Here is an 18,768-nt window from a genome sequence, read left to right as displayed (position 1 = left end):
GTCCCCGCCGCACGCCGGTAGATTGTTCCCCGAGTCATTGTTCGCCAGCCAGGTCGCGGTAGCGCGCCTCATTTCGCGCCGCCGTCCGGACGTACAGCCATGCACTAAGCCCGATCACGGGGTAGGTCCCGACGCCCAGCAGCAGCCACCCGAAGGGAATGCCGGCAATTCCCGACTCGGCAAGGCCCGGGACCAGGACCAGCACCAGCGGGAACGCGGCGAGGATCAGCAAGAAGCCGCCGGCCACCACCAGGGCCAGCCGCAGCTGGGACCTGATCAGGGACCGGACGAAAACCTGGCCCACCTCCGAGTCCTGCGCGGCTTCCCGGGATTCCAGCGGCCCTGCCGTGCGCTGGTTCGGGATGCGCTGGCCCGGTGTCCGCGCCGGAATACCCTGTGCCGTGTGCGGGGCGGTCACCCGGACCCGGGTCATGAGTGCGGCCTGATCCTGGTGGCTTCCAGCCTCTCCCGCACCGTGGGCAGGTGGCGACGGCTGATCGGCAGGCCCGCGCCGGCCACGGTCACGCGGGGCCCGTCGGCGGCCAGCTTCATCGAAGACACATGCTTGAGGGCCACCAGGTAGGAGCGGTGGGTACGGATGAAGCCCGCGTCGGCCCATTGCTGCTCCAGGTCTGCCAGCGGCACGCGGATAAGGTAGCTGGCGTCGGCGGTGTGGAGCCGCGCATAGTCCCCCTGCGCCTGGACGTACGTGACGTCGTCCCGCCGGATCATCCTGGTGGTCCCGCCCTGGTCCACGGTGATCATCTCCGGCGCGGCCCCGCCGTCGCGCAGTTCACAGATCCGGGCCACAGAACGGGCCAGGCGTTCGGCCCGGACCGGCTTGAGCAGGTAATCCACGGCAGCCAGCTCAAACGCCGCCAAGGCATGCTCCTCATCCGCGGTAACGAAAACCACCACCGGCGGATTGCTGCTCCTGGCGATGGCTGCCGCTATGTCCAGCCCGGACACCGCCGGCATGTGGATGTCCAGGAAGACGGCGTCGATGCCGCCCGCGGACAGCGCAAGGAGGGCCTCGCTGCCGGAGGTTGCCCGCTGGATCCTGCCAACGCGCTCATCCCTGCCCAGCAGGAATGCCAGTTCCTCCACGGCAGGCAGCTCATCGTCAACGACGAGGACGTTAATCATGCTCCTAGGGTACGTCCAGGGGCGGGCACTGCCTTTACGCGTCGTGCCCGGGCTGGGATTTCGGCACCCGCATGGTGATCAGCGTGCCTTCGCCGGGGGCGGTTTCAATCACCAGTCCGTGGTCATTGCCGTACACCTGGCGGAGCCGAGCATCCACGTTCCGCAGCCCCACGTGGTCCCCGTCGGTGTGGCCCGCCAGCATGGACCGCAGGTGCCCGGGGTCCATGCCCACGCCGTCGTCCTCGATGGTCACCTCGGCGAAGGCTCCGGCGTCCTCGGCCGTGATGCTGATGTGCCCCGGCCCCTCCTTGGCCTCGAGCCCGTGCCGGACAGCGTTCTCCACCAGCGGCTGGAGGCTGAGGAAGGGAATGACCGTGCCCAGCACTTCCGGGGCCACCCGAAGGCTGACCTGGACGCGCTCGCCGAACCTGGCGCGTTCGAGCAGCAGGTAGCGGTCGATGCAGCGGAGCTCCTCGGCAAGGGTGGTGAAGTCGCCGTGCCGGCGGAAGGAGTACCGGGTGAAATCCGCGAACTCCACCACCAGCTCCCGAGCCCGCGCCGGGTCTGTATTAATGAAGGATGCGATGGCGTTGAGTGAGTTGTAGATGAAGTGGGGGCTGATCTGGGCCCGGAGCGCGCGCACCTCGGCTTCCATCAGCAGGGTGCGGGACGCGTCCAGTTCCGCCAGTTCGACCTGGGCGGCTACCCAGTCGGCCACCTCTCCCGTGGCCCGGACCAGGCCCGCGCCGGCCGAGGGTGCGAACGCCGCGACGACGCCGGCCACGCGGCTGCCGGCCCGCACCGGGGAGATCACCGCGGCCAGCGCACCGCCCGTTCCTTCCGGGCCGGCGGGGAGCACGGCCGCCCTGCCCGAGGCCAGCACACTCGAGGCCAGCTCCATCAGGTCCGTCCCGGCGTCGTCCTGGGCCCCGTCCCACGCCAGGACTCCGTTGGTGTCCGTGATGGCCAGGGCCTCGCAGCCCAGCAGGGCCCGCAGTTGCCGGCTGGCCTTCGCGGCACCTGCGGGGTTGAGGCCGCGCCGCAGGTGCTGCCCCGCCTGCGACGCGGCGTGGAGCGTGTGGTAGGTGGCGCGTTCTGCGTCGGTGCCCAGCTCCCGGAAGGAGCGCAGCACCTTCAGGCCCACGGCGACGACGACGGCAATCGACATCGCGATCACCGCCACGGCCGCAGCGGTCAGGAGGGGGGAGTCCGGCATGGTGCCCAGCGTAGCCGCGGGAACCGTTTGCCGCAGCATCGCGACCGTTGAGCGACGGCCGCGGTGATGTGCTGGAACAGGATGGCAACCGGACGGCAAAGTGATTGGTGTCACATCTGCGGTGCCCCTGTGCGAATCAGGGCCTGCCGCCCGGTGTGTTCCGGCAACTCAATGAGGAGGAACGATGGGTCACGATGCCCATACTCCGGACGCAGCGGCGTCCGTGGACTTTGAACAAGTCCAGTCGACCGGGCAGTTCCAGGAATTGCGCAAGCGTCACCGCAGCTTTGTCTTCCCCATGGCAGTGGCCTTCCTGCTGTGGTACTTCGCCTACGTCCTGCTCGCCGACTACGCGGTGGGATTCATGTCCACCAAGGTCTGGGGCAACATCAACATCGGCCTGATCCTCGGCCTGCTCCAGTTCGTCTCCACGTTCGCCATCACCGGCTGGTACGTGCACTACTCCAACAAGAAGCTGGACCCCATCGCCTCGGAGATCCGGCACGAGATCGAGGGGCACGAATTCGATAAGAACGGAAACCGAGTGGGCGGAGCCAACAAATGATCGCAATTCCCGCAGCGGTGGACGTCGCCGCGCTCAAGGACACCACCCTGCTGAACATGGGCATCTTCGGCCTGTTCGTGGCCGTGACCATGGTGATTGTGTTCCGCGCGAGCCGCAACAACAAGACCGCCGCCGACTACTACGCCGCCGGCCGGTCGTTCACCGGCTCGCAGAACGGGACCGCCATCGCCGGCGACTACCTGTCGGCAGCATCCTTCCTGGGCATCACCGGTGCAATCGCCATCAACGGCTACGACGGATTCATGTACTCCATCGGCTTCCTGGTGGCCTGGCTGGTGGCACTGCTGCTCGTTGCCGAACTTCTGCGCAACACCGGCAAGTTCACCATGGCGGACGTGCTGTCCTTCCGGCTGAAGCAGCGCCCCGTCCGGATCGCGGCGGCCATTTCCACCCTCGCGGTCTGCTTCTTCTACCTCCTGGCGCAGATGGCCGGCGCAGGCAGCCTGATCTCCCTGCTGCTGGGCATCAGCGACTGGGGCGGACAGGCGCTGGTGATCATCGTCGTCGGCGCCCTCATGATCATGTACGTCCTGATCGGCGGCATGAAGGGCACCACCTGGGTCCAGATCATCAAGGCCATGCTCCTGATCGCCGGCGCAGCCGTCATGACCCTGTGGGTCCTGGCCATCTACGGCTTCAACCTCTCCAGCCTGCTGGGCGGCGCCGTAGAGACGGCCAACAACCCGGCTGTGCTCAACCCGGGCCTGCAGTACGGCAAGTCCGATACCTCCAAGCTCGACTTCATGTCCCTGGGCCTGGCGCTGGTGCTTGGCACCGCAGCACTGCCGCACGTCCTGATGCGCTTCTACACCGTCCCCACGGCCAAGGAAGCGCGCAAGTCCGTGGTCTGGTCCATCTGGCTCATCGGGCTCTTCTACCTCTTCACCCTGGTGCTGGGGTACGGCGCCGCGGCCCTGGTGGGGGCGGACACCATCAAGTCCGCACCCGGCGGCGTCAACGCAGCCGCCCCGCTGCTGGCGTTCCACCTGGGTGGGCCGCTGCTGCTCGGCTTCATCTCCGCGGTCGCCTTCGCCACCATCCTGGCGGTGGTTGCCGGCCTGACCATCACGGCGGCGGCATCCTTCGCCCACGATATCTACGCCAACGTCATCGCCAAGGGCAAGGCCGACGCCGCCACCGAGGTCCGCGTGGCGCGGCGCACCGTCGTGGTCATCGGCGTGCTGGCCATCCTGGGTGGCATCTTCGCCAACGGGCAGAACGTCGCCTTCCTGGTGGCGCTGGCCTTCGCCGTTGCCGCTTCGGCCAACCTGCCCACCATCATCTACTCGCTGTTCTGGCGGAAATTCACCACCCAGGGCGCCGTGTGGAGCATGTACGGCGGGCTGGCGGCCGCGATCCTGCTGATCGTCTTCTCGCCGGTGGTGTCCGGTGCGAAGACCTCGATGATCCCCGGCGCCAACTTTGCGCTCTTCCCGCTCAGCAACCCCGGCATCGTATCCATTCCGCTGGCCTTCTTCCTGGGCTGGTTGGGCACCACCCTGGACAAGAGGAGCGAGGACCCGGCAAAGCAGGCCGAAATGGAAGTCCGGTCCCTGACGGGAATCGGCGCCGAGAAGGCAGTGGACCACTAGGGACGCTGTCCTGCAGGGGCACCGCCCGGCAGGATAACAGGAAGAGCCTCCGTGCCGCGGGAAGCGGTACGGAGGCTCTTTCGCTGCGCCACCCGGAGCCTTTTCTAGCGCTGGTGGTGCCCGTTGCCTGGCAAGGTGGTCCCGTGGCCGCCGTGCGGCACGGCATGCTGGCCGGCCGCCGATGCGGCGAGTCCCGGCGTCGTAATTCCCGCCACCAGGACTGCCCCGGCGAAGGCGCCAAGGAGCAGGCGGCCCGGCCCTCGTGTGGCTGGTGGTACCGCGGTCCGCGATGTTCCCCGCCTTGCAGTGTCACGGCCCAGCCACGCCAGCGACGCGATCACCATGAGCGTCAGCAGCAGTGCCGAAAGCTGGGTCAGGACAAGCCCCGGAGCGCCGGGCGTTCCGAAGACGACGGCGGCAACGTGCAGGCCCGCTGCCGCACCGAGCGGAGGCCGGGCCCACCGGTTCCCCGCCAGGCTGCCCCTGGCGAGGAACGCCACGGTTGCTGCCAGCAGCACGGCACCCCAGATCCCGGCGAGGCCACCGGCCAGGAACGGCAGTGGTTCCCCGAATCCGGCGCCGCCGGCCAGGATGCTGGACGAAATGGCCAGGTTCACCGACCCCGCGCCGAAGCCCGCGAACCCGGCGACCAGGCGGACGCCGGCATCTGCCGGGGCCGGGGCTTCCGCCTGGGCCGGAGGTGCCGCCTTGGCTGTCGGAAATGCCGGGGCTGAAGGACGTGCCGGCCGGAGCATGGCCATGCTAGGCGCGTGCAGCGGCCGGAGACTTGTCCAGGGACAGGCCCACGCCCAGCAGGAGTACGGCGCTGGCGAGGTGGAGCACGTTGTCGGCACCGTTCAACGCGATGATGTTCAGCGGCGAGTTCAGCAGGAACAGCCCCAGGATGCCGACCAGCAGGTAGACGGCGCCGACGGAGGCGTTCACGGTGCGTGCCGTGTCCGTCCCGCGGAGGCCCGCGAAGAGCAGTGCGGCGCCGATGGCAAGGTGGATGACGTTATGCAGCGGGTTGACTTCGAAGATGATGAGGTTCGCGCCCTCCGTGGCCACAAATCCGACGCCGGACGTGACGGCGAAACCCAGGAGGCCCACCAGCAGGTAGACGGCTCCGAAGATGGTGGCGACAAGGCGGTTGGGTGAAGTGCGCATGGCCCGAATCCTTCCGGTTGGGCGGGTGTTTCCCGCCGGATTGCGGATCCCCGGTGGGACCCTCGGAAGCGATTCGGACCCAAGGCAAGGGGCGGATGGGTGAAAGATCAGCACCCTTGGTAATTGCGCGGGGCGGTCAGGACGCTGGCCGCAGCTTGATGCTGGTCATCAGGAGCTGGTCCTTGCCCTCAAACCGGTACGCGAGGTCCACTTTCTTGCCGGTGCAGGCTATCTGGCCGGCCACTTCCGCGGATTTCACGCCGTTGTTCGTGGCCACCTTGACGTCGTTGTAGGCGGGGCGGCAGGAACCATCCATCCCCAGGCTTCGGACCCCGGACATGAAGGCCTCCTTGGAGAGCTGCTCCTGCAGCGCGGGGTCCAGGTAGTCGTCGTAGGCGGCGGAGGTGTCGCCGGCGATCACCTTCTTGGTGAAGTCGTCGGCGAGTCCCTTGGCCTGGCTGGCGGCGCCGCCCACCACGTTGACCAGGATGACGACGCCGAGGACCACCAGCAGCAGCACCGCGCCGATGCTGCCCAGGATGATCCACAGCTTCCGCCGGCTTCGTGCGCGCGTGCGTTCCCCGGGCAGCTGCCCCTGGCCCGGCCATCCCCCTCCAGCGCCGACGGCTGGACCAAACGGTGCCGGCTGCTCCGGCACTGGGGGCAGCTGCCGAGGCAGGGAGCCCGCCGGGCCAGGCTGGTACGAATCCTGGGAACTGCTCAAGGGAAACCTTTCGGAAGGTGCGCGGCACCGGGGGACGGCCATGGGCTCTGCCGGCGCCGCACTTAACTGCACCAAGCCTATAACCCGGCCCGCCGACGTCGTACTTCTGCATGCTCCCGGCCGCGTGCTGGACGGTGCGCGTGGTGGACGGTGCACGTGCTGGACCGTGCGCATGCCGGACCGGGAGGGTGCAGTTGTCAGTTGCCCCCGGACCCGCGCTCCAGCAGGGGTTGCACCCGGAAGGGAATGAGCTCACCCATGGCCAGCGCCGTGTCGGCCCTTTCCACTCCGTCGCAGGCGAGGATCTTTCCGTTGATGCGGAACAGGTCCTCGGCGTCCCGGGCCACCACGCGCAGCAGCAGGTCGGCGGACCCGGTCAGGCCAAAGCCCTCGAGGATCTCTGGAATGGCGGCAAGTTCCCCGGCCAGCCGGGCAAGTTTCTGCTGCTGGACGTGCACGGAGATGAACGCCATCAGCGGGTAGCCCAGGGCCGCCGGGTTGATGCGGCGCTCAAAAGACAGGAAGACGTGCTTTTTCTCGAGTTGGGCCATGCGCGCCTGCACCGTGTTCCGGGACAACCCGAGCTTCTGCGCCAGCGCCACCACTGTCCGGCGCGGGTCCTCAGCCAGGGCCGAAAGCAGGCGGGTGTCAGTGCCATCCAAAGCTTGCATAATGCGCAACGCTAGCACGGTCCGCGAGCCGCCCGTAGGGCATTTTGCTCAGTAAGGGCGGCGGTGGTTGTACCCCCTGGACATTGTGAGTAGGGTCACAATTATCCGGGGCAATGGCGCCCGGAAGGCCTGCGGAAGCACGGACCAAAAGTCCTGAAACCGCTGGTCAACGACGTCAGAAGGTTGCGGCTATCGTGTCTACAGACCAAACAGGCCAGGGCGGCGCACAAGCCCCGGGCAGCTCCGGAAAATCCGCCGGACCGGACCATGAACTTCTTCAGCTGATCACTCCCGCCGGCGAACGGATCAGCCACCCCGAATTCGATGTCTGGGTCAAGGACATCACGGACGAACAGCTGTGTTCCCTGTTCGAGGACATGACCGTCATCCGCCGCATCGATGTCGAGGCCACGGCGCTGCAGCGCCAGGGCGAGCTGGGCCTGTGGCCCCCGCTGCTGGGGCAGGAGGCAGCCCAGATCGGCTCCGGCAGGGCGCTGCGCGCGGACGACTTTGTCTTCTCCAGCTACCGTGAGAACGGTGTGGCCTACTGCCGCGGCGTGGACCTGACGGACCTCCTGCGGGTATGGCGCGGCAACGCCTCCGGCGGCTGGGATCCGTACAGCGTCAACATGGCAACGCCGCAGATCATCATCGGCGCGCAGACCCTGCACGCCACGGGGTACGCCATGGGAATCCAGAACGACGGCGCCGACTCCGTGGCTGTCACCTACTTCGGCGACGGTGCCACCAGTGAAGGCGACGTCAACGAGGCCATGGTGTTCGCCGCGAGTTTCCAGGTCCCGGTGGTGTTCTTCTGCACGAACAACCATTGGGCCATCTCCGAACCCGTGCGGCTCCAGTCGCACATCCACCTCGCGGACCGGGCCGCCGGGTTTGGCATCCCCAGCCTGCGCGTGGACGGCAACGACGTCCTTGCCGTCATGGCGGCTACGCGGGTGGCGCTGGACAGGGCACGCCGCGGCGGCGGGCCCACCTTCATCGAGGCGGTCAGTTACCGGATGGGCCCCCACACCACCGCCGATGACCCCACCCGCTACCGTGACGCCAACGAGCTGGAGGACTGGGCCGCGAAGGACCCCATCACCCGTGTGGAGGCACTGCTGGACCGGAAGGGCCTCCTGACCGAAGCACTGCAGCAGCAGGTCGCGGACAAGGCCGATGCCGTGGCATCGGAACTGCGCCGCGGCTGCACCACCATGCCGGACCCGCAGCCGCTTGACATCTTCAAGCACGTCTACAGCACCCCGAATTCCTGGCTGGAACGCCAGCAGGACCACTACGCCCGTTACCTGGCCTCCTTCGGCGACCCCGCAGGAGCCGTTTCAGAAGAAGGTGCACGCTGATGACCCAGATGACCTTTGCCCGAGCCATCAATGCCGGGCTGCGGAAGTCCCTGGAAAATGACTCCAAGGTGGTCCTCCTGGGCGAGGATATCGGCACCCTCGGCGGCGTATTCCGGGTGACGGACGGGCTGCAGAAGGACTTCGGCAAACACCGGGTGGTGGATACCCCGCTGGCGGAGTCCGCCATCGTGGGCACCGCCGTCGGCCTGGCCTACCGGGGCTACCGCCCGGTGGTGGAAATCCAGTTCGACGGGTTCATCTACCCTGCGTTCGACCAGATTGTCAGCCAGGTGGCCAAGCTGCACTACCGCACCCGCGGGACAGTAAAGATGCCCATCACCATCCGGGTACCGTTTGGCGGCGGCATCGGCTCGCCCGAGCATCATTCCGAATCCCCGGAAGCGTACTTCACCCACACCTCCGGCCTGCGGGTGGTGACGGTGGCCAATCCGCAGGACGCCTATACGGTCATCCAGCAAGCCATCGCGTGCGACGACCCGGTCCTGTACTTCGAGCCGAAGCGCCGGTACCACGACAAGGGCGAGGTGGACGAGGCCGCAGACCCCGGGTCCGCCCTGCCCATGGACAAGGCCCGGGTGCTGGCGAGTGGCAGCGACGTCACCCTGGTGGCCTACGGACCCCTGGTCAGGACCGCCCTCGACGCCGCCACGGCCGCCGCTGATGAGGGCATCTCCATCGAGGTCATCGACCTGCGCTCGCTGGCCCCGGTGGACTACGAACCGGTTGTGGCTTCGGTCCGGAAGACCGGGCGCCTGGTAGTCACGCACGAGGCCGGGCAGTCCGGCGGGCTTGGCGCGGAGGTGGCGGCGAGCATCACCGAGAGGTGCTTCTACCACCTCGAGGCAGCGCCGGTCCGGGTCACGGGATTCGACATCCCGTACCCGTACTCCAAGCTGGAAATGCACCACCTTCCGGGTCTTGACCGGATCCTGGACGGCGTGGACCGGGCCCTGGGCCGCCCCAACTCCCTGAGCGGCCTGGAAGGATGAGCGGCACCATGATCAAGGAATTCCGGCTCCCGGACCTGGGTGAGGGCCTCACCGAATCCGAAATCCTCAGCTGGAAGGTAGGCGTGGGCGACACCGTCAGCCTGAACCAGGTGATCGCCGAAGTTGAAACCGCCAAGGCAGTGGTGGAGCTTCCGTCGCCGTTCGCCGGGGTCGTCAAGGAACTCCACGAACAGCCAGGTTCCGTCGTGGAGGTCGGCAAGCCGATCGTCTCGTTTGAAATACCCGACGACGGCGGCGCTGCACCTTCGGAGTCCGCTGGCCTTTCATCCGGCGCGGGGGAGCAGGCCGTGGAAACACCGAAGCGGGAGCCGAACCTGGTAGGTTACGGCGCCGTCGTCGAAAGTTCCGGACGGCCCACGCGCCGCCCGCGGACCTTTGCTGCGGCGGACTCTCTGGAAACCGTGACGGCCCCGGCGGCTGAGCCGAAACCTCTCGAGACCAGGCCCGCCGAACGGCCCCGGTCCACGCCGCCGGTCCGGAAGCTGGCCAAGGACCTCGGGCTGGACCTGGCACAGGTGACCGGCACGGGTCCCGGCGGACTGATCACGCGGGACGACGTTCATGAATTTGCCGGGCACGCGGGGGAAGCTGCCGCGCCAACGTCAGCACCCGGGGGAACCCGGGCGGGGGAGCGGGAAACCAGGACTCCCATCAAGGGCGTCCGGAAGCACACTGCGGCCGCCATGGTGCGCAGTGCCTTCACCGCACCCCACGCCACCGAATTCCTCACCATTGACGTCACGCCCGGCATCGAACTGTTGGACAAGCTACGCAGCAGCAGGGAATTCTCCGGCATCAAGCTGACGCCGCTCACACTGGCGGCAAAAGCGGTACTCATCGCCCTGCGCCGCAATCCAGCCCTGAATTCGCGGTGGGACGAGGAAAACCAGGAGATTGTCACGTACAACTACGTGAACCTGGGCATCGCCGCGGCTACACCCCGGGGGCTCACCGTCCCCAATATCAAGGATGCCGACGCCCTGTCCTTGCCGCAGCTGGCCCAGGCCCTGACGGCACTCGCCGAAACGGCGCGGGCCGGCAAGACCACCCCCGAGGACCTGTCTGGCGGCACCATTTCCATCACCAACATCGGCGTGTTTGGGATCGACGCCGGCACCCCGATCCTCAATCCGGGAGAGGCTGCCATCCTTGGACTGGGAGCTGTCCGGACCATGCCGTGGGAATACCGCGGTGAGGTGGCGCTCCGCCAGGTCCTCACGATGAGCCTGTCCTTCGACCACCGGCTGGTGGACGGGGAGCAGGGCTCGCGGTTCCTGGCGGACGTCGGCGCGGTCATGGCCGAGCCGGGGATGGTCCTGGCCATGGTCTAGCGGCCGCCACCCTCCCCAAGCCGGGTGTACCCGGCCAGGGGAGTGGGTGCGCTGTCCACCATCAGGGCGGCCAGCGCCATGCGCTCGAGCAGGGGGCGGGCAGCCCCTGCGGCGATCCGCCGGCCATGGCTGCGGACCGAATGCGGGGTGGAATTGATCAGGCCGAAGGTGGCGTGGGCCCGCATGCGGAGTTCCGCGGCGTCGGTGCCGGGATGGACCTTGGCCAGGACGTCCACCCACACCTCCACGTAGCTGCGCTGCAGGGTGCGCACTGCGGACTGGTCCTGTTCGGAGAGGTTGCTGAAGTCCCGGTCCTGCACCCGGATAACGTCCGGCTTGCCGAGGGCGAAGTCCACCTGGAACTCCACCAGGCGACGCAGCGCGGCAAGGGGATCGGCATTGCCTGCCACCACCTGGCGTCCGCCGTCCAGCAGTTCCTGGCTCACGGTCACCAGCAGGTCGGCCAGGACTGCCTGCTTGCCGGAAAAGTGGCGGTAGACGGCGGGCCCACTCACGCCGGCTGCCGCGCCCAGGTCCTCGAGGGACACGCGGTTGAAGCCGTTGAGCGCGAACAGGGAAGCCGCAGCAGACAGCAAAGCCTGCCGCCGGCTCTCCTTGGCCTTGCCGCGCTGCGTTGTGGGGGCGTGCGTGGCAGGGGCCGGCTCCACTGTATTGCTGGACACTTCTCCTCCTCGGACCCGCAGATTCTAGCAAGGCCGCCAGGTGTTGGACATCACAGTTAATCGAGACTAACCTGAATTTCAGTTATGAGTGACTAACCGAGTTGGTTTCAAGCCAGCCCGGTCCGGACAGGAACGGATCGTCAATGGAGACCCTGGTCAGCCGGCTCGACCCGGCAAGCGAGTCCTTCCGCGCCAACCGGGAGGCACAGCTGTCCCTGGCCGAAGACCTGCGGAAGAAACTGGCGGACGCCGCCCTGGGCGGGCCGCAAAAATCGCGGGACCGCCACGTCGCCCGCGGCAAGCTGCTCCCGCGGGAACGGATCGACCAGCTGCTGGATGACGGCAGCCCCTTCCTGGAAATTGCCCCCCTGGCCGCCAACGGTATGTACAACGATGACGCCCCGGGCGCCGGCGTCATCGCGGGGATAGGCCTGGTGCACGGCCGGCAGGTCCTGGTCATCTCCAACGACGCCACCGTCAAGGGCGGCACCTACTACCCGATGACCGTCAAGAAGCACCTCCGCGCCCAGGAGATCGCGCTGGAGAACCGGCTGCCCTGCATCTACCTGGTGGACTCGGGCGGTGCTTTCCTGCCCAAGCAGGATGAGGTGTTTCCGGACAAGGAGCACTTCGGCCGGATCTTCTACAACCAGGCGCGGCTGTCCGCGGCAAAGGTTCCGCAGGTCGCCGCCGTCATGGGCTCCTGCACCGCCGGCGGCGCCTACGTGCCCGCCATGAGCGACGAAACCGTGATCGTCCGCAACCAGGGCACCATTTTCCTAGGCGGTCCGCCCCTGGTGAAAGCAGCGATCGGGGAGATCGTCACGGCCGAGGAACTGGGCGGCGGTGAGGTCCACTCCAGGGTTTCAGGAGTAACGGACCACCTGGCCGAAAACGACGAACACGCCCTGCAGATCATCAGGGACATCGTCGCCACCCTGCCCCCACTTGCCGCCCCCGCATGGCAGGTGGATCCCGTCGTCGAACCCGCGGTGGACCCGGAAGGGCTGTATGGCGCCGTGCCCACGGACGTCAACGCCCCCTACGACGTGCACGAGGTCATCGCCCGGCTCGTGGACGGCAGCAGGTTCCACGAGTTCAAGAAGGACTACGGCAGCACCCTCGTCACCGGGTTCGCCCGCATCCACGGCCACCCTGTGGGGATCGTGGCCAACAACGGCGTGCTCTTCAGCGAGTCCTCGCTCAAGGGCGCCCACTTCATCGAATTGTGCGACCAGCGCGGCATCCCGCTGCTGTTCCTGCAGAACATCTCCGGATTCATGGTGGGCAGGGACGCCGAACAGGGCGGCATCGCCAAGAACGGGGCGAAGATGGTGACGGCCGTTGCCACCGCCCGCGTCCCCAAGCTGACGGTGGTGATCGGGGGTTCCTTCGGCGCCGGCAACTACTCCATGTGCGGGCGGGCCTACTCGCCACGGTTCCTGTGGATGTGGCCGGCGGCCCGGATCTCGGTGATGGGCGGGAACCAGGCGGCCAGCGTGCTGGCCACGGTGAAGCGGGACCAGTACGAAGCCGCGGGGGAGGAATGGGCGGCCGGGGATGAGGAAGCGTTCAAGGCCCCCATCCGGCAGCAGTACGAGGACCAGGGCAGCCCCTACTATTCCACTGCCCGGCTCTGGGACGACGCCGTGATCGACCCCGCGGACACCCGCACCGTCCTGGGCCTTGCCCTCGACGTGGTGTCCCGCACGCCCCTGCCCGAAACCTCTTTCGGCCTCTTCCGGATGTGAGCACGCCATGACCACGCAGACCCAAACGGACCCGTCCGCCAGCCAGGCCGGCGCCTCAGGCAAGCCGTTGTTCAGCACCGTCCTGGTGGCAAACCGCGGCGAAATTGCCTGCCGCGTCATCCGGACCCTGCGCCATCTGGGAATACGTTCGGTGGCCGTCTACAGCGATGCCGACGCTGGCGCGCGCCACGTGCGTGAAGCCGACACTGCCGTCCGGATCGGCCCCGCCGCCGCCGCCGACAGCTACCTCAGCATCGACGCGATCCTCGAGGCATGCCGGCGCACCGGGGCCGAAGCGGTGCACCCCGGGTACGGTTTCCTGAGCGAGAACGCCGACTTCGCCCGCGCCCTGGAAAAAGCCGGCATCACCTTCATAGGCCCGGGCGTGGAGGCCCTGAACGTCATGGGCGACAAGATCCGCGCCAAAAACCACGTAGCCGGCTACGGCGTCCCGGTGGTCCCGGGCATCGCCAGGCCCGGCATGACGGACAGCGAACTGGTTGAGGCGGGTGCCGCCGTCGGCTTTCCGCTCCTGATCAAGCCGTCCGCGGGTGGTGGCGGAAAGGGCATGCACGTGGTGGAAGGGCCGGGCGACCTGCCGGCGGCGCTGGTGACGGCCCGCAGGGTGGCGGCCGCCGCTTTCGGGGACGACACCCTCTTCCTGGAACGCCTGGTCACCACCCCGCGGCACATCGAAGTCCAGGTGCTTGCGGACGGCCACGGCAACGTCATCCACCTCGGCGAGCGCGAATGCTCCCTCCAGCGCCGGCACCAGAAGGTCATCGAGGAAGCTCCCTCGCCCCTGCTGGAAAGCCTGCCGAACGGTTCCGAGGTCCGTACGCGGATCGGCGAGGCGGCCTGCAATGCCGCGCGCAGCGTGAACTACACGGGGGCGGGAACCGTGGAGTTCCTGGTTTCCGATGACGCGCCGGACGAGTTCTTTTTCATGGAGATGAACACCCGGCTGCAGGTGGAACACCCGGTCACCGAGATGGTCACAGGGCTGGACCTCGTGGAATGGCAGGTCCGGATCGCCGCCGGTGCCGAGCTGTCGCTGCGGCAGGCCGACGTCGGACTTTCCGGCCACGCCGTGGAGGCACGGGTCTATGCCGAGGTCCCGGAGAAGAACTTCCTTCCGTCCACCGGAACGGTGCTCGTGCTGGACGAGCTGCCGCAGGGTACCGAGGGCCGCATCCGGGTGGACTCTTCCCTGGTGGAAGGCCTGGAACTTTCGGCGAACTATGACCCCATGATTTCCAAGGTGATCGCCTGGGGTGAAGACCGCCCGGCTGCACTCGCCGCCCTGGACAACGCCCTGGCCAGCTATACGGCACTCGGCATCGACACCAACGTCGAGTACCTGCGGCTGCTGCTCAACGACCCCGACGTCCGGGCCGGGCACCTCGACACAGGCCTGATCGAGCGGAAGCTGCCGGCACTGGAGTTCCGGCGCGCGGGCGAAGCGGAGCTGGTGGCCGCCGCCCTGTACGCCCTCAGCATGGAGGCGCAGAACAACCCGGCACCCGAAAGCGGACCCTGGCAGGGCAGGAACGGCTGGCGGCTCGGAGTCCCGGCGCCGCGCCGCATCAGCCTGGGAACGCCCGACGGCGGGGTGGCCACCGTGCAGGTCAGCGGCAGCTTCAACGGGGGAGGCGAGGCCGCGGTCGCCGTCGACGGCGGTGCCCGGCGGAGTGCGTCGCTGCACTGGTCCAGCCGGCAAAGCTTCGAACTGGACCTCGACGGCCGGCGGCGGACCTACAGGCTGGCGCCGGTCCTCCCGGGAGCGGCCACGCCACCGTGGGACAACGCCTGCCCCGGCATGCCCGCACAACTGTTCCTCGGCGGTGACGGCTGGTCCTGCCGGCTGGACATCCTCACCCGCGAGGCCAGGCTGGCACGCGTGCTCGCCGCCGTCCAGCGGGAAGAAGGCTCCGCCGACCCGGAGGTGCGCTCGCCGATGCCGGGAACAGTCGTGGCTGTCCCGGTCAGCGACGGGGACACAGTCGAACCCGGGGAGGTGCTGGTATCCGTGGAAGCCATGAAGATGGAGCACCACCTGGTGGCACCCCTGGCCGGGACAGTGCACCTCAATGCACGTACCGGGGACCTGGTGAAGGCCGACCAGGTGCTGGCCACGATCCATCCCACCCGCGCGGAAGCGCAACCAGACATACAGGAAGACGACGGCGAAGGAGCCTGACGATGACCGGATCCGAACTCAGCGGGGAATACCAGGACCTCAGCGACACCGTCCGCGACTTCGCGGACAACGTGGTGGCGCCGGTGTCCGCGAAGCACGACGAAGAGCACAGCTTCCCGTACGACGTCGTCAAGCAGATGGCGGAGATGGGCCTGTTCGGCCTGCCGTTCCCGGAGGAATACGGCGGCATGGGCGGGGATTACTTCGCCCTGGCGCTGGCGCTGGAGCAGCTTGGCCGCGTGGACCAGTCCGTGGCCATCACGCTGGAGGCCGGGGTTTCGCTGGGCGCCATGCCGGTGTACCGCTTCGGCACCGACGCTCAGAAACAGGAATGGCTGCCCATGCTCGCGTCCGGCCAGGCGCTCGCCGGCTTCGGCCTCACCGAACCGGAGGCAGGCTCGGATGCCGGCGGCACCAAGACCCATGCGCGCCTCGAAGGCGGCCAGTGGGTGATCAATGGCAACAAGGAGTTCATCACCAACTCGGGCACGGACATCACGAGGCTGGTCACCGTCACTGCCGTCACCGGGCAGAAGGACCGCGGGGACGGAACTGTCCAGAAGGAAATTTCCACCATCCTCGTGCCCACCGATACGCCCGGTTTCAAGGCGGAGAAGCCGTACAACAAGGTGGGCTGGAACGCCTCCGACACCCACCCGCTGACGCTGAAGGATGTCCGCGTTCCCGAGGCGAACCTGCTGGGCGGGCGGGGAAGGGGCTATGCCAACTTCCTGTCCATCCTGGACGAGGGCCGGATCGCCATTGCAGCCCTGGCCACCGGTGCTGCACAGGGCTGCGTGGACCTGTCCGTCAAATACGCCAGGGAGCGCCGGGCTTTCGGGCAGGAAATCGGCAAGTACCAGGCCGTGTCCTTCAAGATCGCGCGCATGGAAGCGAGGGCCCACACGGCCCGGCTGGCATACTACGACGCGGCGGCGCGCATGCTCGCCGGGAAGCCGTTCAAGACGCAGGCGGCCATCGCTAAGATGGTCGCAGGCGAGGCGGCCATGGACAACGCGCGGGATGCCACCCAGGTATTCGGCGGCTATGGCTTCATCAACGAGTTCACCGTGGCACGCCACTACCGCGACTCCAAGATCCTTGAAGTGGGGGAGGGCACCACGGAGGTCCAGCTGATGCTGATCGCCCGCGAACTGGGCTTGTAGCGGTTCGCAGCACGCAGGACTGTAGCCGGCCTGAAAGGATCAAGGATGATTGACAAGGTTGTTGCCAGCGCCGACGAGGCAGTCGCGGACATCCCGGACGGCGCCTCCCTGGCGGTGGGCGGATTTGGCCTCTGCGGAATCCCGGTGGCCCTCATCGACGCCCTGCACCGGGCCGGCACCTCCGGGCTGGAAACGGTCAGCAACAACTGCGGCGTTGATGACTGGGGCCTCGGCATCCTGCTCCGCGACGGGCGCATCCGCCGCACCATCAGCTCCTACGTGGGCGAAAACAAAGAGTTCGCCCGCCAGTACCTTGCCGGCGAGCTCGAGGTGGTGCTCACCCCTCAGGGCACCCTGGCGGAGAAACTGCGGGCCGGCGGCGCCGGCATTCCGGCGTTCTACACCAAGGCGGGGGTGGGCACCCAGGTGTCCGACGGCGGCCTGCCGCAGAAGTACGACGCGCACGGCGGCATCGCGGTTGCCTCCGCCCCGAAGGAGGTCCGGTCGTTCGGCGGCGTGGACTACGTGCTCGAAGAATCCCTTACTCCCGACTTTGGGCTGGTGCATGCCTGGAAAGGCGACCGGCACGGCAACCTCGTCTTCCACGCCACCGCCATGAACTTCAACCCGCTGTGCGCCATGGCGGGACGCATCACCATCGCGGAGGTGGAGGAACTCGTCGAACCCGGCGAACTGGACCCGGAACACATCCACACCCCCGGCATCTTCGTCCAGCGCGTGGTCCTGGCGCAGAACGGCGAGAAGCGGATTGAAAAGCGCACGGTCGCACTCACCCAGGCAGGAGCGTAACCATGGATCCGAACAGCCCTGAAGCACCCCGGCCGGAAGCAGTCCGCCCCGAATACCGGCGCGCCGCCTCCCAGCATGACGCCCCCGGGGACGGGCGGGACACGACGGAAACCAAAGGCTGGACCCGCAACGAGCTTGCGGCCCGGGTGGCCAAGGAACTCCACAACGGCCAGTACGTGAATCTTGGCATCGGGATGCCCACCCTGATCCCCAATTACATTCCCGCCGGCGTCGAAGTGGTGCTGCACTCCGAAAACGGGATCCTCGGGGTCGGGCCCTACCCTGCGGATGACGCCGTCGACCCCGACCTGATCAACGCGGGCAAGGAAACGGTGACGGTGAACAAGGGCGCAGCCTTCTTCGACTCGGCAGCCTCCTTCGGCATGATCCGCGGCGGGCATGTGGACGTCGCCGTCCTGGGCGCCATGGAGGTGGCCCAGAACGGTGACCTGGCCAACTGGATGATCCCCGGCAAGATGGTCAAGGGCATGGGCGGGGCCATGGACCTGGTGTTCGGTGCCAAGAAGGTGATCGTGATGATGGAGCACGTGGACCGGAACGGCAACCCCAAGATCGTTCGGGAATGCTCGCTGCCGCTGACGGGCAAGGGGTGCGTGGACCGGATCATCACGGACCTGGCCGTGATCGACGTCGTCCAGGACCAGTCCGGCCCGCGCCTGGTCCTGCGCGAACTGGCGCCCAATGTTTCGGCGCAGGACGTCGCCGCCGCCACCGGCGCGGATCTGTTCGAGGAAGACCAGGAACTGACCGTATGACGCACGGGGTTTCCGCTGGGCCGGCCGCCGGGAAGGATGACGCCGGCCCCCGGGTCATCGAGCAGCGCGGGCTGTACTTCGACGAGCTGGAGGAGGACGTCATCTATGCGCACCGCCCCGGCCGGACGGTGACCGAAACCGACAACGTTCTGTTCACCACCCTCACCATGAACACCCAGGCCCTGCACCTGGACGCAGCCTGGAGCGCCGGGCAGCCCTTCGGCCAGCGGCTGATGAACTCCATGTTCACCCTGGCCACGATGGTGGGCCAGTCCGTCACCCAGCTGACCCAGGGGACCATCATCGCCCAGCTCGGCCTGACCGACGTCTCCTTTCCGAACCCCCTCTTCCACGGCGACACGCTCTACACGGAAACGGTTGTCACCGGGAAGCGGCTATCGGCCTCCCGCCCCGGCCAGGGCATCGTGACCATGGAGCTCACCGGGCGCAACCAGGACGGCACGGTGGTGGCACGGGCCACGCGCAATTGCCTGATGTGGACCCGGGAGGCCCACAGGGAGGCACACACCGGCCAAAACACCGGAGAATAGCCT

General features: G+C 67.6%; 19 protein-coding genes. 11 read left to right on the top strand and 8 right to left on the bottom strand.

Annotation, left to right across the window (positions count from 1 at the left end; all coding sequences use genetic code 11):
- Window positions 1-34: 34 nt before the first annotated feature.
- The 3 genes from K4G53_RS02085 to K4G53_RS02075 are packed head-to-tail and all read right to left on the bottom strand — an operon-like array spanning window position 35 to window position 2,362.
- Window positions 35-433 (bottom strand): hypothetical protein, encoded by a 399-nt coding sequence (locus K4G53_RS02085; RefSeq protein ID WP_221383842.1) that lies wholly within the window; start codon window positions 431-433, stop codon window positions 35-37.
- Window positions 430-1,146, bottom strand: coding sequence for a LytTR family DNA-binding domain-containing protein (locus K4G53_RS02080; protein WP_221383841.1), 717 nt, complete (start codon window positions 1,144-1,146; stop codon window positions 430-432). The genes K4G53_RS02085 and K4G53_RS02080 overlap by 4 nt, the downstream gene beginning before the upstream one ends.
- 34 nt (window positions 1,147-1,180) lie before the next feature.
- Window positions 1,181-2,362 carry a sensor histidine kinase gene (locus K4G53_RS02075; RefSeq protein ID WP_221383840.1) on the bottom strand — a complete coding sequence of 394 codons (1,182 nt, stop codon included), beginning with the start codon at window positions 2,360-2,362 and terminating at the stop codon, window positions 1,181-1,183.
- 184 nt (window positions 2,363-2,546) lie between these two features.
- On the opposite strand from K4G53_RS02075, the gene K4G53_RS02070 reads away from it, so the two are divergent.
- Together K4G53_RS02070 and K4G53_RS02065 are read left to right on the top strand one after the other, a co-directional pair.
- Window positions 2,547-2,927: a DUF485 domain-containing protein gene (locus tag K4G53_RS02070; protein WP_221383839.1), complete on the top strand. Its 381-nt coding sequence runs from the start codon at window positions 2,547-2,549 to the stop codon at window positions 2,925-2,927.
- Window positions 2,924-4,540 carry a cation acetate symporter gene (locus tag K4G53_RS02065; protein ID WP_221383838.1) on the top strand — a complete coding sequence of 539 codons (1,617 nt, stop codon included), beginning with the start codon at window positions 2,924-2,926 and terminating at the stop codon, window positions 4,538-4,540. The genes K4G53_RS02070 and K4G53_RS02065 overlap by 4 nt, the downstream gene beginning before the upstream one ends.
- Before the next feature lie 104 nt (window positions 4,541-4,644).
- On the opposite strand, the gene K4G53_RS02060 is transcribed toward K4G53_RS02065, so the two are convergent.
- From K4G53_RS02060 to K4G53_RS02045, 4 genes are all read right to left on the bottom strand, one after another.
- The gene (locus tag K4G53_RS02060) at window positions 4,645-5,295 is read right to left on the bottom strand and encodes a hypothetical protein (protein ID WP_221383837.1); all 651 of its coding nucleotides are present in this window, start codon (window positions 5,293-5,295) and stop codon (window positions 4,645-4,647) included.
- Window positions 5,296-5,302: 7 nt separating this feature from the next.
- Entirely contained in the window at window positions 5,303-5,707 is a 405-nt protein-coding gene (locus tag K4G53_RS02055) for a DUF4383 domain-containing protein (RefSeq protein WP_221383836.1), read from the bottom strand.
- 136 nt (window positions 5,708-5,843) lie between these two features.
- On the bottom strand, window positions 5,844-6,431 hold the full coding sequence (locus K4G53_RS02050) for a hypothetical protein (protein ID WP_221383835.1): 588 nt from the start codon (window positions 6,429-6,431) through the stop codon (window positions 5,844-5,846).
- Between the two features lie 197 nt (window positions 6,432-6,628).
- A complete protein-coding gene (locus K4G53_RS02045) occupies window positions 6,629-7,102 on the bottom strand; it encodes an Lrp/AsnC family transcriptional regulator (protein WP_221383834.1) in 474 nt (157 codons plus the stop codon).
- Between the two features lie 194 nt (window positions 7,103-7,296).
- Here K4G53_RS02045 and pdhA point away from each other — a divergent pair, with 194 nt between their 5' ends.
- Genes pdhA through K4G53_RS02030 form a run of 3 tightly spaced genes read left to right on the top strand, consistent with a single transcriptional unit; the run spans window position 7,297 to window position 10,828 of the window.
- Complete coding sequence (gene pdhA, locus K4G53_RS02040) at window positions 7,297-8,466, top strand: pyruvate dehydrogenase (acetyl-transferring) E1 component subunit alpha (protein WP_221383833.1); 1,170 nt, start codon at window positions 7,297-7,299, stop codon at window positions 8,464-8,466.
- Window positions 8,466-9,476 carry an alpha-ketoacid dehydrogenase subunit beta gene (locus K4G53_RS02035; protein ID WP_221383832.1) on the top strand — a complete coding sequence of 337 codons (1,011 nt, stop codon included), beginning with the start codon at window positions 8,466-8,468 and terminating at the stop codon, window positions 9,474-9,476. The genes pdhA and K4G53_RS02035 overlap by 1 nt, the downstream gene beginning before the upstream one ends.
- Before the next feature lie 8 nt (window positions 9,477-9,484).
- Entirely contained in the window at window positions 9,485-10,828 is a 1,344-nt protein-coding gene (locus tag K4G53_RS02030; RefSeq protein WP_221383831.1) for a dihydrolipoamide acetyltransferase family protein, read from the top strand.
- On the opposite strand, the gene K4G53_RS02025 is transcribed toward K4G53_RS02030, so the two are convergent.
- Window positions 10,825-11,511, bottom strand: a complete 687-nt coding sequence (locus tag K4G53_RS02025; protein ID WP_221383830.1) for a TetR/AcrR family transcriptional regulator — start codon at window positions 11,509-11,511, stop codon at window positions 10,825-10,827. The two genes, K4G53_RS02030 and K4G53_RS02025, sit on opposite strands and share 4 nt — an antisense overlap.
- A gap of 143 nt (window positions 11,512-11,654) precedes the next feature.
- Here K4G53_RS02025 and K4G53_RS02020 point away from each other — a divergent pair, with 143 nt between their 5' ends.
- The 6 genes from K4G53_RS02020 to K4G53_RS01995 are packed head-to-tail and all read left to right on the top strand — an operon-like array spanning window position 11,655 to window position 18,765.
- The gene (locus K4G53_RS02020) at window positions 11,655-13,262 is read left to right on the top strand and encodes a carboxyl transferase domain-containing protein (RefSeq protein WP_221383829.1); all 1,608 of its coding nucleotides are present in this window, start codon (window positions 11,655-11,657) and stop codon (window positions 13,260-13,262) included.
- Window positions 13,263-13,269: 7 nt separating this feature from the next.
- Window positions 13,270-15,462, top strand: a complete 2,193-nt coding sequence (locus K4G53_RS02015) for a biotin carboxylase N-terminal domain-containing protein (protein WP_221383828.1) — start codon at window positions 13,270-13,272, stop codon at window positions 15,460-15,462.
- Window positions 15,463-15,464: 2 nt separating this feature from the next.
- On the top strand, window positions 15,465-16,628 hold the full coding sequence (locus tag K4G53_RS02010; protein WP_221383827.1) for an acyl-CoA dehydrogenase family protein: 1,164 nt from the start codon (window positions 15,465-15,467) through the stop codon (window positions 16,626-16,628).
- A 45-nt stretch (window positions 16,629-16,673) separates the two neighbouring features.
- Window positions 16,674-17,438, top strand: coding sequence for a CoA transferase subunit A (locus K4G53_RS02005; protein WP_221383826.1), 765 nt, complete (start codon window positions 16,674-16,676; stop codon window positions 17,436-17,438).
- Between the two features lie 2 nt (window positions 17,439-17,440).
- Window positions 17,441-18,214, top strand: coding sequence for a CoA transferase subunit B (locus tag K4G53_RS02000; protein ID WP_221383825.1), 774 nt, complete (start codon window positions 17,441-17,443; stop codon window positions 18,212-18,214).
- Window positions 18,211-18,765, top strand: coding sequence for a MaoC family dehydratase (locus K4G53_RS01995; RefSeq protein WP_221383824.1), 555 nt, complete (start codon window positions 18,211-18,213; stop codon window positions 18,763-18,765). The genes K4G53_RS02000 and K4G53_RS01995 overlap by 4 nt, the downstream gene beginning before the upstream one ends.
- Window positions 18,766-18,768: the final 3 nt, after the last annotated feature.

Source organism: Arthrobacter sp. MAHUQ-56 (assembly GCF_019710585.1).
In the GTDB taxonomy this organism is placed as follows: domain Bacteria; phylum Actinomycetota; class Actinomycetes; order Actinomycetales; family Micrococcaceae; genus Arthrobacter.
The sequence above is the reverse complement of the archived record's forward strand: the minus strand, read 5'-3'. Positions and strand labels throughout refer to the sequence as shown.